This is a genomic window from Micromonospora sp. NBS 11-29 (assembly GCF_002140155.1).
In the GTDB taxonomy this organism is placed as follows: domain Bacteria; phylum Actinomycetota; class Actinomycetes; order Mycobacteriales; family Micromonosporaceae; genus Micromonospora.
Genome location: NZ_NAPR01000022.1, coordinates 34,302 through 46,186 on the forward strand (window position 1 = coordinate 34,302; position 11,885 = coordinate 46,186).

Genomic DNA, 11,885 nt, shown 5'->3' on the forward strand with positions numbered 1-11,885 from the left:
GGGCCGGCGACTGACCTTCGGTGTCGCCGGGAGCGCCTGAGAACGAGGCACTCCCGGAAGGAGACTCCGATGGATGTGACACCTTCCCCATCCGGCCTGATCCATCGCTCGGCGACGATCACGCGGGTGGCGGAAAACCACTGGCACGCACTGGATGACGACATGGTGGTCGGCCGTGGACACACACGGAACCGGCCCGACGGGCGCTTGTTCGTCAGCATCGACGCCTGGCACGACGCGACCTTCGACCGCATCGCCGAGGCGATGGTGGCGGACCTGCCGGCACCGCTTTACACCGTGGTGGACGACGCGGACGTCGACCTGACAGCCTCCTGGCTGCGGGCCGGTTTCCGGGTCCGGCGCCGCGAGTGGGAATACTCCGTGCCGACCGACCCCCTCTTCACCGGCCTCGGCACCGTCCGGCCACCGTCGGACGTGACGATCGTGCCCGCCGGCCAGGCGGACGGAGTCCTGCTACGGGAGCTGGACCGCGCGATCCGGGACGAGGTCGAGGCGGACGTCGGGTGGCACTCGATGCCGGCTGAGGTGATCGCCACGCCCGGCGGCGACACCATCGGCGACGGATCGAAGTACGCCGTGGCCGCCGGGCCGCACGGCTACCTGGGTCTGATCCGGGTGGTGACGGTGATCCGGCCACGGATCGGGCTGGTCGCGGTACGGGCCGGCGAGCGGCGCCGGGGCATCGCGCGAGCGCTGCTGGCCCATGCGCTGGAGACGTTGCACGACGCGGGGCACGCCGCGGCCTGGGCCGAGGTCCAGGAGTCCAACCGGGCGGCCTCGGCACTGTTCAAGGGAATCGGAGCCCGACCGATGGGCAGCAACCTGGAGTTGGTGAGATGACGAGGGTCAGGAAAGGCGTCGAAGTCGAGGGCCGGGTCGTCGAGTGCCTGCGCAGCGCCATGTTCACCGTGGAACTGCAGAACGGGCACCGGGTGCTCACGCACGTCAGCGGCAAGATCCGTCAGAACTTCATCAAGATCTACCTGGAGGACCGCGTACTGGTCGAGCTCACGCCGTACGACCTGAAGCGGGGGCGGATCGTTTTCCGGTACCGCAACTGAACGATGTTTCCATGACGGCTTCGTAGCCTATCGCTGATCAGCGGCTTTGCGTGGTCGCCCTCGGGCGANGGGCGCCTCGTCATACCGTTCGCGGTCGCGGATCCGGACGCGATGACGCGGATTACGTCCCGGGTTCGCTCATCGGTGGTTGTCCCGCAGACGAACCGGCGCCGGCCGGGACCCGGTCGGCGCAGGCGCGGGCCGACCGACGCACGGGCGGGTCACGCGGCCCTGGCGGTCACACCGCCGGAATCATCGGCCCAGCGCATGATCGGCTCGCCGCGCACCACCCGGGCGGTGCCTTCGCCAGGTCCCCGTCGGTACGGGCGGCGGCGTGCCGGCGGAGCTGTCCCTAGTAGTGCCCGGCCACGTCCAGGCCCTCCCGCCCGACCAGCTGCTTCCACATGACCGCCAGCTCGATGCGCGACTTGGCGCCCACCTTCTGGAAGATCTTGCGGAGATGGAACGCGACGGTGTGCCGGGACAGGAACATCTTGCCGGCGACCTCGGCGTTCGTGAGTCCCCCGGCCACCAGCTCGGCGACCGCGTACTCGGTGTCGGTCAGGACGGGGATCCGGCTGCTGGGCCAGAATCTGGCGGAGGCCATGGAGGTGTCGTGCTGCCGCAGCTTGCTGCGGACCCGGGAGGAGTCGCGGGGGGAGCCGGCCTCCGCGTAGCAGTGCATGGCCGTCTCGTAGCGCGCGCACACGTCCCGGAAGTCGCCGGAGCTCTCGGACAGGAGATCGCCGATGTCCTCGTTGGCGGAGGCGCGCGCCCAGGTGTCGCAGGCGGCAGCGGAGGCCTGCTGGAGCAGGCCCAGGTCCTTTTCCAGCAGCGCCTCGAGATGCAGCGCCGTGGCCGTGATGGCGTCGATTCCCGGATTCTCCGCCGCGAGCACCGCCGCGGCACGCCGGGCCCGCTGGGCGGTCTCCCGGTCGTCGGCCCGCAGCAGGATCCGCACGAGGAAGGACGCCGCCGCCGGCTCGGACAGCAGCACCCCCCGGGTCGACGATTCGGATTCGAGCAGCCCACGGGCGAGGGGTACGGCGACCTCCCAGCCCTTCTCCGCCTCGGTGATCTGAACGACGAGCCACGCCGGGGAGTCCCACGGAAAGGTGTCCCGACCGAAGAGCACGTCGCGGCCCAGAAGCAGGTCCTCCATGAGCTGGTTGGCGTGATGACTCATCGCGGCCAGCTCACCTCGGCGCATCGTGATCGTCGCCCGGACCATGTTCCCGACCGAGGCCCAGGACGCGTAACGCGGGTCGTCGGCCACGACCATCCCCGTGTCGCACAGGCTGGCGGCCTCGTCGATGCGGCCCTCGCAGAGCGCGATCCTGGCGAGAACCAGCGCGGTCAACGCCCCGATGGCAGGGGTGCCACCGACCTCGGCGGCCTGGCGCACGGCGTGGCGGGCCTCGTCCAGCCGCCGGAGGCTGGTCAGCAGCAACGCGAGTTGCAGGCTGGCGAGCGCCGAGCAGCACTGCTTGCCCCGTCTGCATCGGGCCGTCGCCGCGGCTTCGGCCAACGAGACGGCGGAGACGACATCGCCCTCGAGCCACACCGAGCCGGCTGTGTGCAGGATTTCGAGATTGATGCAATTGTGCCTGGACAGGCATGGCGCGGGAACACCGAAAATGCCCAACTGAGCTCCCCGAAGTCTTCGAGTGCATTTCCAGGATAGTGCCTGACATTCCAGGAGGGATTAATGCCGCCGCATTACGGCATCACCCCCGTGACCATGGAAGACGATACCCCATGGTTGCAGCCTGTCAAAGGGAAGACCCGGACGGTATTGACTGATATTTATCAAGTTTGACGGTGGTCGCTACCAAGCCTGACAGGGCCGGATGACGGTTTTCTCGTCGCCGCCGGCCTCTGATCACCGGTGCGTAATTGCGGGGCGCGGCCAGCCGGGCGACAATCCACCAACTGTGACGCTCGGTGAGTTCCGTCATCGGCGCGGTCGGACGCCCGACGGCCGGACAAACTGTCAGGCCGGGTAGTTGCCTACGTCACCCATCGGTTGCCACCATGGCGCACGAGGCCGGGAACCGTCCCCGATCGGCCGTCGAGCGGCGACCGGGGACCGGGACACCACGCGGCCGCGTCGGGGTGCCCCTCGATCCGGCCGCCGTAACGATCACGGGATGGAGACTGTGGGCGGTTTCGACGTCCGCGCCGATTCTTCGGCTGATCGGCCGCGACGCGCGAGACTTTCCATCGACGACGGACGACGACGGGAATCCGGCTCGACCCACCTTGTCGGGGCACCGCCCGGCAATTTCTCCACCACGCCGACTGTCCGCCCATCAAATATCCGCAGCACCGCGTCGCCTTCTCCTCGCACCCGGCCGGGGATAGCACAGGCTCGGCGCACTACGATTGCGCCGGCAGGTTGTCACGAAAAAGAGAGGCTGAACAGGTGCGAATTCTCGGCATTTGCGGGTCGCTTCGTAAAGGGTCCTTCAACTCTCGGCTCCTGGCGGCCGTCCGGCCCCTGGCCCCGGACCCGATGACGATCGACGTCTTCGACCGGCTCGGTGATCTGCCGCTGTACAACGAGGATCTGGACTCCCGGGACGGCGGCCCGGCCGCGGTCCAGACGTGGCGCGACGCGGTCCGCCAGGCGGACGGCCTGCTCATCGTCACGCCGGAGTACAACAGCTCGATCCCCGGCGTACTGAAGAACGCGGTCGACTGGGTCTCCCGCCCGGTCCGGGACGCCGCACTGCACGGCAAGTGCGTGGTGACCATGGTGGCCACCACCGGGGGCGGCCTTGGCCGCAACGTGCTGACCGACCTCGGACGGGTGTTGCACGACTGCCACGCGCACGTGGTCAGCGGACCGTGGGTGGTGCTCACCGAGGCGCAGACCAAGCTCGTCGACGTCGAGGACGAGCAGGGCCAGTTCGTCCCGACCATCTCCGACCCGTTCACCACGCGGATCGCCAAGGTCCAACTGGCGGCGCTGGCCGCCGCGATCGACGGCGGCGCCGGTGAACACGCCGTGGCCCCGCTGCGCGCCTTCTTCGCGGCCATGCCGCCCCGACCTCCTCGTCGGTAGGCACGCCGTCGCTGATCACCGTGGCCGGGGCCAGGCCCCGCGCCGACTACCAACGCCGGGGATAGTGGGCGGCGCGACGCGGCACCTAATGTCCACAAAGGGTGGCAGACAGCGCTCCGCAACCAGCTTGGAGTCTTCCCATGAGTGACAGTGACTCGATCCTGTTGGAGGCGTACCAGCGATTCCACGAGACGGGACCGGAATGGGGCGGCCATGGCCTCAGCAACCATGGCCCGATGGCCGTCGAGGCCATGGTCCGACGCGGGTACGCCGACTCCGTGCGACGCTGGGTCGACAACTACACGCGACGCCTGGTGGAACCGCCGCGCGGGCTGGCCACCGTAACCGAGGACGACTGGCGGGAGGCGCTCGGCGACATCACGCGGGTGGCGGACTGGACGGCCTTCTTCCACCGCCAGCTCGCGGAGCGCCCCTGGCGCGAGGTGGTCACGCGATGGTGGCCCCGGCTGCTGCCCGGCATCGCCGGCGGCGCGACGCACGGCGTGATCCGGGTCGGCCATGTGGTCCACTCGTTGACCCTCGCCGAGGCGGAGAGCGGATCGCCGACCGAACCGGCCGGCCACGTCGACGACAATCCGCTCCTGGTCGAACTGTTCGACGCGCTCGGGTACTGGGCGGCGTGCTGGCGGCCGGTGCACGGCGATCCCTCGCACCGGTCCGGCTCGCTGACCGCGGCCGACGCCCTGGCCGCCGTACCGCCGGTCGCCGAACAGTCCCGGGGCGTGCCGTACCGGATCGCCCAGCTCCCGACCACCGAGGGGTGGCAGCCGGCGCTCGACGGGCTGCGGTCGGTGGACGACCCCGAGCAGGTGCCCACGCTGCTGACCCAGGTGATCGACGCCACGGTGGTCGACTACCTGCCACGCGGTCACGGCCAGCCGGTCATGCGGGTCCACGCCTCGACGGCGCCCGCCGCGGTGCTACGCGTGCTGCCCGTCCTGCCGCGCGAGCTGTGGGTGCCGAGCATGGACCTGGCGTGGCAGGCGGCCGCCGCCCTGCGCGCCGCGTGCCTGCCCCCGGCCGCCGATCCGGCGGATCTCGTCGCCCACGTCAAGGGGGTCACCACGCCCGAGGACGCCATGGCCCGGGCGGTCGAGCACGGGGACGAACACGTCATCAAATTCGTCGACATCGCCATGGACACGTTCACGCGCACCGGCGATCCGGATGCGCTGGCGGCGTCGAGCCGCTGCGTCGAACTCGTCACCCACGTGGAGACCGCGGGGCGTTCGAAGTTCGACGGGCGCGGATCCTCCAGCTAGCGGCGTCCACGAACGAACTCCGCCCGGTGCGCCCGTGCCACGGACGCACCGGGCGGAGTTCACTCTCCCGGCGTCAGCGGGATCGGCGGNAGAATCGGCTCGCCGGTGAACAGCCGCGCGTCGAACCCGTCCACGCCGGCGGCGACCGGCAGGTGGCGGGACGAGTGGAGCAGGGAGCCGATCCAGTGCTCCACCGCCACCCTGGTCCACCCCGCCGGGCAGGTCCCGCCGAGGACCGTCTCCCCGCTGCCGGTTCCGGCTCGCATCGCCGAGACGCCGGCCCGGACCACCGCCGCCGCCTCGTCACCGTTGAGCAGGCCGGGTGGGCGGCTGACGACGACGGGCACGGGGGCGGACGCGTGCGGGTTCGACCCGGACGACAGGGCACCGGGAGCCGGCGACAGGTGGACGCCGGTCTCCGGGTCGTAGTACCGGTGCTGGTGGTAGTGCAGGCCCGTCTCCCGGTCGTGGTACCGGCCGGGTCCTCGCCACGGGGTGGTCGCGTCGCCCGCGACGGAACCGTCGGGCGCGACCAGCTCGGTCGGCCTGCCGCCCTGACCGGCGACCACACAGTGGAAGTCCGCACCCGACACCTGGGTGAGCGGCACGCCGCAGTCACCCCCGTACTCCCAGGTGGTGACCTTCTCCGTGTCGCCGTCCAGGTCACGCTGCTCGACGAGCAGGGGCCCGGCCCAGGAGAACTGCGTCTCCCGCAGCAGCGCGCCGTCGGCGGCGAGATGACGCTTCCCGATGCGGCGGCCGAGGGGGTCGTACTGGTACCGCCATCTGGTCCCGTCGGGGAGGGTGACCGAGTAGAGGTGACTGTTGGCGTCCCAGGTGTAGCGCCAGGTCTCCGGATCGCCGGTGGCACCCGTCCGGGTCCGGGAGATGACCCGTCCCGCGGCGTCGTATCCGTAACGAACGTTCCCGGCCCGTGCCGTGAGGGTTCCGTTGATCTCCCGGGGACCCTGCGACGGCAGGTCCGGAACGCCGGCGGCCGGACCGGCGACGTCCACGAGGTTGCCCACGGGGTCGTACCGGTACCGCGCCGGGTGTCCCCCGCCCTCGCCGGTGACGATGGTCAGGCGCCCGGCGGCGTCACGCTGGAAGTTCCGGTCGCCGTCGAGCGCGTCCGTCGCGGTGGAGACGAACCCGTCCGGGCCGAAGGTGTACGCACGCTGCCGGAGCGGCCGCGCGGCGACCGGGCCCGTGAGGTCCTGGGCCACGAGGCGGCCGAGCTGGTCCCACCGTTGGGTGACGACGACGCCTCCGGGCAACTTCCGGGTGGTCTCGCGGCCGGCGGGGTCGTGGCCGAACCGCAGCTCCCGGCCGCCGACGGTGAGCGCCGACGGCATCCGGGCCGCGTCGTAGGCCCAGGCGGTGGCGGCACCGGACGGAGTCACCCGACCGGTGACGTTGCCGGCCGCGTCGTAGGTGAGGGTGACGGTGCGGCCGTTGCAGCTCTCGGAGACCACCCGTCCGAGCACGTCGCGGACGAGGACCAGGTCCACGTCGTCGTTCCACGCACGCAGGAGGCGGCCGGCCGGGTCCCAGTCGAACTTCGTCACCGTGCCGTCCGCGACGTGGTGCCACGCCAGCTTGCCGATCGGGTCGTACGCGAACGACGCCTCGTGGCCGCTGGCGTTCACCCGGTGCACGAGCTGCCCGGCGGCGTCGTACCAGTACTGCGTGGTGGAACCGTTGTAGTCGGTCTGCGCGCTCAGCCGGCCGACGGAGTCGTGCTCGTACCGCCACCTCAACCCGCCGTGGGTCACCACCGCCAGGCAGCGGCCGTCGTCGTACCCGAACTCGCTGAGCGCGCCGTCCGGCCAGGCGATCGACGCGAGCTGACCGCCCGGTGAGTACGTGTACGACGTGACCGCTCCCGTGGCCGAGGTCCGCCGCAGCAGATTCCGCTCGCCGTCCCAGGCCCAGGTCTCGGTCGACCCGTCCGGCAGCGTGCGCGAGACCGGGAGGCCCTCCGTCGTCCAGGTGCAGGACGTGGTCCCGCCGTCGGAACTCGTGATCCGCACGACCCGGCCGAGCTGGTCCCGCTCGTAGCGGACCGCCGCGCCGGTGGGTTCGGTGACGGCCACCGGCAGGCCGGTGGAGTCGCACGCCACCGTGGTGACCGTGCCGTTCGCGTCGGTCACCTCGGCGAGGTGGCCGCGGGCGTCGTACCCGCACCTGAGCACCGAGCCGTCGGGCGCCGTCAGCTCGGTGAGGTTGCCGTACTTGTCGAAGACCTGGAGCCAGACGCCGCCGTCCGGGCCGGTGATCCGGGCCGGGAGGTTGGCGTCGTCGACGTCGACTCGGGTCTCGCGACCGTCCGGGTTCGTCACCGCGACCAGGTTGCCGCGGTCGTCGTAGGCGTACCGGACGACCCGGCCGAGGGCGTCGATGTGAGCGGCGACGCGGCCCCGTTCGTCGTACTCCGTCCGCGCAGTCTTCCCGGTCGCGTCGGTGATCGCGGCGATCCGGGCGGACCCGGTGATCTCGTAGGTCGTGACCGCTCCGCCGGCGTTGGTCCAGCGGGTGACGCCGGGCTCGAAGGCGAGGGCGCCGAGCAGGACACCGTCGGGGCCGTCCACGCGGACGCACCGGCCTTCGTCGTCGAACATGTACCGGCGGGAGTGGCCGTTGCGGTCGGTTCGGCCGGTCACCCGGCCCGCGTCGTCGTAGGTGAAGCGCCGCGCCAGACCGGTCGAGTCGACGACGCCGGACAGGTTGCCGGCGCCGTCGTACTCGAACCGGCGCAGGGTGACGTCGGCCAGGCCGTCGCGTCCGGCGACGGTCAGCGCCGTGACCTGGTCGCCGGTGACCGACACCCGCAGGCGGTGACCGCCGGAGTGCGCGATGCCGAGCGGGCGACCGGCGCCGTCGTAGCTGAAGGTGATCTCGTGGCCCGCGCGGTCGGTCACCGAGGTCAGCGGGAGCTCGCCCGCCGCGTGTCCGGCCCGGTGCTCGAACTGCCAGGTGAGGCCGCGCTGCGGGTCGTTCACGGTGTAGGAACCGTCCGGGTTCTGCCGCAACGGCCATGCCGGGCCGCTCACCGGCAGGGCGGAGGCGCCGGCGTCGCCCCGGGGCCGCCAGCGCAGGACCTGCCCGTCGGCGAAGCTCGCCTCGATCTGCTCGCCGGTCACCCGCAGGCGCTGGTCGAGACTCGACATCCAGGACCTTCCGAACCACCGGCCCGCGCGCGGGGACGACCGGTGGCGGCGCTCGAAGACGAGCGGCAGGACGCCGGGCAGCATGACATCGGTCTCGGCCAGGACGACGTCGCCGGTCGCCACGTCCACGAGATCGTTGACGTCAGGCATAACAATTCTCTCCTGTCATCGGGGCGAAGTCTGACCCGCTGGACGGGACGACGACGTCAACTCCCGCAACGGCGGGAAGTCGTGCCAGGGATCCTGCAGGACCGCACGCCACGTCGGGCCGTGGCCCTTTCGCCGCAGCCGGAAGTAGACCGTTCGGCGCACGGTGTCGCTGGTGTTGTTGCCGCCGTTGTGGCCGAGAAGATAGTGCTTGAAGAACATGTCCCCCGGACGGCCGCGCACCTGTTCGCGCTCCGGAAGATCGACGGTGGGATAGGTGGTGAAGGCGTCGGGCCCGCGCTCGCGGAACAATTGCGCATGAGCCTCGTGGGTGCCCGGCCAGACGAACAGGTTACCGGCGTCGTCGGACGACTGGTCGGTCAGGAAGAAGCCGGCCAGCATGGTGAAAGTCCATGGCGGGTCGTCGGGTTTACGCCCCTTGCCACCGTCGATGTGCGGCTTTTCCCGGGCGTCCACGAACGGCGGGTAGGTCAGCGCGGTCTGCACCGTGTCGGGGAATTCCAGCGCGTCGGGCCCGATCAGTTGCTCGGCGAGCTGGACGGCCGCGGTGTCCTGCAACAACGCCGCGAGCACCGGGGCGTCCTCCAGTTCCTGGAACAGGTAACGCGTCCCGACGTGCCCGGCCGGTGTCGGCCGGGCGCTGACCAGCGCGTCGACCAGGCCGTTGGCCGCGGCGAGCAGATCCGGCGGCACCACGTCCGGGATCACGATGTAACCGCGCTCGACGAATTCTCCGAGTTGTGCACGAGTCAGCAGCCGTTTCGCGCTCGACACCGCCTGCCCGTCACCGTTGTTCGGCACTGCCACCACCCTTCTTCACGCCCGATTTCCGGGATGCACGGCTGATGCTAGGCCGGACGGAGAGGGGGCCTATATCCCTCGGGCTGACAGTCGCTCCCGCACGTTCAATGCTTGTCGACCTCGATGGGCAGCTTGTTGACGACGCGCGGGATCATCATGTCGCCCATGCCCCACTGGCCGGGCCTTTCCCCGGACGTCGCCCAGGGGTTCCGGAGGTCGGCGGGAGCGTCCTCGCGTACGCGGACGGTGCGGTAGCGATCCAGCAGAAGATTGAAGGCGATCTTCGCTTCCAGTCTCGCCAGCGGCGCGCCGATGCAGTGATGGATGCCTTTACCGAACGAGAGGTGCGGATTCGGTTTGCGGGCGATGTCGAACCGGTCGGGGTCGGCGAAGACCCGCCCGTCCCGGTTCGCGGTGGTCAGCCAGACCAGGACTGTCGCGCCGGCCGGGATCTGCTGGCCGCCGAGCTCGGTGTCCCTTGTGGTCTGCCGGGGCGAACGCGGGAACGGCGGCCGGAAGCGCACCGACTCCTCGATCGCGGCCGGGACCAGCGACCGGTCGGCCCGTAACCGGTCCCAGACGTGGGGGTTCTCGTCCAGCGCGAGCACCGTGTTGCCCAGGGCGGCGGTCGTGGTGTGGTGGCCCGCGACCAGCACGTTGAGCGCACCGAGCGCCTCCTCCTCGTCCAGCCGCCCCCCGTCTGCCTCGATCGTCAGGAGCCGGCTGACCAGGTCGTCGCCGGGGTCCTTGCGGCGGGCGCGGATGATCTCCCGCAGGTACAGGTCCAACTCGTGCTGCGGCCTCGCCTCCCGCAGCGCCGGCCCGTCGCCGTTCCCCGCGCCCCGCCCACCGGCCGACTTCGCCGGGTCCATCCTGCGCACCTCGACGATGGCGTCGGACAGCTTCTGGATGAACGCGTGGTCGCTGGCGGGAACGCCGAGCATCTCCGCCATGACCAGGAACGGCAACGGGTGGCCCAGGCCCTCGATGAAGTCCCACCGGTCGCCCCCGGCGTCCGCCGTGTCGAGCAGCTCGGTGGTCAACTCGACGATGCGCGGTTCCAGGTCGGCGACCATCTTCGGGGTGAAGGCCTTGCCGGCGACCCCGCGCAGCCGGCGGTGCTCCGGATCGTCCGCCCGCAGGAAGTTGCCCTTGAAGTCCTCCTGCCCGGGCGCCAGCGCGGCGACCTCCGAGGAGAAGGTCACCGGGTCGGTCTGCACCTGCTGGGCCTCGTGGTAGCCGAGGACGTGCCACGCCCGCATCTTCGGGTCGAAGTGCACGTCGCCCCGCGCCCGCAACACGTCGAGGTAGGCGAGAAGGCCAGCCAGGGTCACTTCGGACTGCGTCACGGCCATGTCGGCTCACATCTCCCACTCGGTACCGGCGATGATCGATGGGCATCACGTCGCGTCGGCCGGGATCGTCCGGACACCGCGCTCGGTGTCCCGCTGGCTCGCAGCCCGTCGAGGCGAGGCTAGGACCGGACCTCGGCACCCGGCATCCCGCACGCTGCTAGTCGTCGTACGCCGGCGACGACCGCCGGGCGCACCGTCAACCTGCGGGATGGTGCGCCCGTCCCCCGGCCGTCAGGCTTCCCGCATGGACGGCTTCGAGCTGTACGAACTGGGACGTACGCTGGCGCGGATCGGCGAGGACGCCATCCCGGCTCCCTCGGGATCGCGGCGGTTGGCTCCCGGTGCGCTCACCGTCATGACCGACGTGTTCGAGCACCCGGAGACGTCGGTCAGCGAGATCGCCGGCCGTACCGGCTTCTCGTCGAGCCGGGTCGCGGCCTTCCTGGCCACCCTGAGCGACCTCGGCGCGGTCACCACCGCGGCCGACCCGGAATTCCCCGGACGCAGGGTCGTCCGGCCGGTTCCCCGGCACGGCGCGGCCCCGGGCGTCGACGAGCAGCTCGCCACGGCGGCCGGGATCCAGGACCCCGGCCAGGTCAAGGATCTGATCGGCACGCTGGAGGAGTTGGCGCGTCGGTTGGCCGGGACCCTGTCGCCGGAACTCTTCGACTGGTACACCGCCGAGACACCGCCCTGCGACCTCGGCCACGGCTCACCCGTATCTGGACACGGCAGGCAGAGATGATGGGTACTTTCAATCCGTTCGCCTTCTTCCACTACGCCTCCCACGCCGAACTGGACAGCGCCGTGGCCTACCTGCGGGACTGCGTGGACGACCCCGAAGGGCAACGGCGGAGCGTGCCGACCCCCGGGGCCGAAACGTCGGAGGCCGGGCCCTGCGGACGCCCGATCGCACGGCTGCGCCGGCGCATCGGACGTGGCTGACGATCCGGCGTCGC

At 71.0% G+C, this 11,885-nt stretch carries 10 protein-coding genes; 6 read left to right on the forward strand and 4 right to left on the reverse strand.

The features are described from left to right. Positions 1 to 207: 207 nt before the first annotated feature. Together B1205_RS23970 and infA are read left to right on the forward strand one after the other, a co-directional pair. Positions 208 to 861 (forward strand): GNAT family N-acetyltransferase, encoded by a 654-nt coding sequence (locus tag B1205_RS23970; RefSeq protein ID WP_254910158.1) that lies wholly within the window; start codon positions 208 to 210, stop codon positions 859 to 861. After that, positions 858 to 1,082, forward strand: coding sequence for a translation initiation factor IF-1 (gene infA, locus B1205_RS23975; RefSeq protein ID WP_089157665.1), 225 nt, complete (start codon positions 858 to 860; stop codon positions 1,080 to 1,082). Before B1205_RS23970 ends, infA begins: the two co-directional genes overlap by 4 nt. Before the next feature lie 352 nt (positions 1,083 to 1,434). Here infA and B1205_RS23980 read toward each other — a convergent pair whose 3' ends face one another. Further along, positions 1,435 to 2,646: a LuxR C-terminal-related transcriptional regulator gene (locus B1205_RS23980; protein WP_089157666.1), complete on the reverse strand. Its 1,212-nt coding sequence runs from the start codon at positions 2,644 to 2,646 to the stop codon at positions 1,435 to 1,437. A gap of 861 nt (positions 2,647 to 3,507) precedes the next feature. On the opposite strand from B1205_RS23980, the gene B1205_RS23985 reads away from it, so the two are divergent. Together B1205_RS23985 and B1205_RS23990 are read left to right on the forward strand one after the other, a co-directional pair. Continuing rightward, entirely contained in the window at positions 3,508 to 4,149 is a 642-nt protein-coding gene (locus tag B1205_RS23985; RefSeq protein ID WP_176308770.1) for an NADPH-dependent FMN reductase, read from the forward strand. A gap of 140 nt (positions 4,150 to 4,289) precedes the next feature. Next, positions 4,290 to 5,432 (forward strand): questin oxidase family protein, encoded by a 1,143-nt coding sequence (locus tag B1205_RS23990; protein ID WP_176308771.1) that lies wholly within the window; start codon positions 4,290 to 4,292, stop codon positions 5,430 to 5,432. 59 nt (positions 5,433 to 5,491) lie between these two features. On the opposite strand, the gene B1205_RS23995 is transcribed toward B1205_RS23990, so the two are convergent. The 3 genes from B1205_RS23995 to B1205_RS24005 all read right to left on the reverse strand — a co-directional run bounded on the left by B1205_RS23995 (position 5,492) and on the right by B1205_RS24005 (position 10,926). Next, a complete protein-coding gene (locus tag B1205_RS23995) occupies positions 5,492 to 8,752 on the reverse strand; it encodes a DUF6531 domain-containing protein (protein ID WP_089157668.1) in 3,261 nt (1,086 codons plus the stop codon). 15 nt (positions 8,753 to 8,767) lie between these two features. Beyond that, positions 8,768 to 9,571 (reverse strand): phytanoyl-CoA dioxygenase family protein, encoded by an 804-nt coding sequence (locus B1205_RS24000; RefSeq protein WP_176308772.1) that lies wholly within the window; start codon positions 9,569 to 9,571, stop codon positions 8,768 to 8,770. 104 nt (positions 9,572 to 9,675) lie between these two features. Further along, the gene (locus tag B1205_RS24005) at positions 9,676 to 10,926 is read right to left on the reverse strand and encodes a cytochrome P450 (protein WP_089157670.1); all 1,251 of its coding nucleotides are present in this window, start codon (positions 10,924 to 10,926) and stop codon (positions 9,676 to 9,678) included. Between the two features lie 244 nt (positions 10,927 to 11,170). Between B1205_RS24005 and B1205_RS24010 the strand changes: the two genes are divergently transcribed. Both B1205_RS24010 and B1205_RS30405 read left to right on the forward strand, forming a co-directional pair. Further along, positions 11,171 to 11,671 carry a MarR family winged helix-turn-helix transcriptional regulator gene (locus tag B1205_RS24010; protein ID WP_089157671.1) on the forward strand — a complete coding sequence of 167 codons (501 nt, stop codon included), beginning with the start codon at positions 11,171 to 11,173 and terminating at the stop codon, positions 11,669 to 11,671. Beyond that, positions 11,671 to 11,871: a hypothetical protein gene (locus B1205_RS30405; RefSeq protein WP_089157672.1), complete on the forward strand. Its 201-nt coding sequence runs from the start codon at positions 11,671 to 11,673 to the stop codon at positions 11,869 to 11,871. Before B1205_RS24010 ends, B1205_RS30405 begins: the two co-directional genes overlap by 1 nt. Positions 11,872 to 11,885 lie beyond the last annotated feature (14 nt).

Excerpts from the sequence above, each read along its gene's own strand:
- infA (WP_089157665.1), top strand. The coding sequence starts at position 858 with ATGACGAGGGTCAGGAAAGGCGTCGAAGTCGAGGGCCGGGTCGTCGAG.
- B1205_RS30405 (WP_089157672.1), top strand. The coding sequence starts at position 11,671 with ATGGGTACTTTCAATCCGTTCGCCTTCTTCCACTACGCCTCCCACGCC.
- B1205_RS23990 (WP_176308771.1), top strand. The coding sequence starts at position 4,290 with ATGAGTGACAGTGACTCGATCCTGTTGGAGGCGTACCAGCGATTCCAC.
- B1205_RS24005 (WP_089157670.1), bottom strand. The coding sequence starts at position 10,926 with ATGGCCGTGACGCAGTCCGAAGTGACCCTGGCTGGCCTTCTCGCCTAC.
- B1205_RS24010 (WP_089157671.1), top strand. The coding sequence starts at position 11,171 with ATGGACGGCTTCGAGCTGTACGAACTGGGACGTACGCTGGCGCGGATC.